We start from the raw sequence: 785 nt of genomic DNA on the forward strand, positions 1-785 counted from the left end.
TCTCCCAGAATGACGCTGGCGCGTTCCGATCGATTGCCGAATGCTTGTTGGGCCATGCCTTTGAGGAGCGAGCGCAGTTGAGCGTTTTCAGCCCGGAGTTCCCGCACAAGGGCGGCCATCTGCTCGAGATTGTCAGGAAGATTATCGGCTTCGGCAGGCATGCGTGACTATACCACACAGCCCTCATTATACTACAAAAAACCGCAGAATTCAGCCAAAAATAGCGGGCCGCCGCGCCGCCTGGAATGGCAGTTTGTGCCAATCCAGGCCTGACAGAAGGGCCACACATTGAGCTCCGGTCAGAGCAAGAGTGCCGCCTTGCACTGCAGGCCAATAAAACTTCCCATGGTCGAGCCATTTTGTCGCCATAACCGCGCCGGAGCCGTCATGACGGACCAACTTGATTTTGTCAGCAGCCTTATTGCGGAAGACAAACACATCACCGGCGCAGGCATCGTGGCCCAGAACATGTGTCACCAGTCCCATCAGCCGGTTGATCCCGGCCCTGAAGTCGATGGGCTGCGTCGCCACATAGATCCGCACGCTTCCATCGATCGGGATCATTCCCGGATCGCCGCCAGAACGGTGCGCAAGTGCTCCGCCTCGACGGCGCCGCAAATACGAACTGTCACATCGCGCACCACCAATTCCATGCTGGGCGGCGATGCCGGGACGGCCGGCATTTGCGCTTGCTCCTCGCCAACCACCGTCACTGGCACAAGCCGGAGTTCTTCAACGGTCCCCGCCGCTCGCGCCTGCCGGCGCCAATAATGCAGCAGGCCAAG

General features: G+C 59.6%; 2 protein-coding genes. Both read right to left on the bottom strand.

All coding sequences use genetic code 11. From position 1 onward, the window contains the following. Window positions 1-210: 210 nt before the first annotated feature. Window positions 211-564: an IS66 family insertion sequence element accessory protein TnpB gene (gene tnpB, locus ACYPYD_RS17600; RefSeq protein ID WP_008827841.1), complete on the bottom strand. Its 354-nt coding sequence runs from the start codon at window positions 562-564 to the stop codon at window positions 211-213. Then, window positions 561-785: hypothetical protein (locus ACYPYD_RS17605; RefSeq protein WP_459664495.1), on the bottom strand; the 225-nt coding region annotated here is incomplete at its 5' end. The genes ACYPYD_RS17605 and tnpB, both read right to left, overlap by 4 nt.

The organism is Novosphingobium sp. 11B, from assembly GCF_054589055.1.

Excerpts from the sequence above, each read along its gene's own strand:
- tnpB (WP_008827841.1), bottom strand. The coding sequence starts at position 564 with ATGATCCCGATCGATGGAAGCGTGCGGATCTATGTGGCGACGCAGCCC.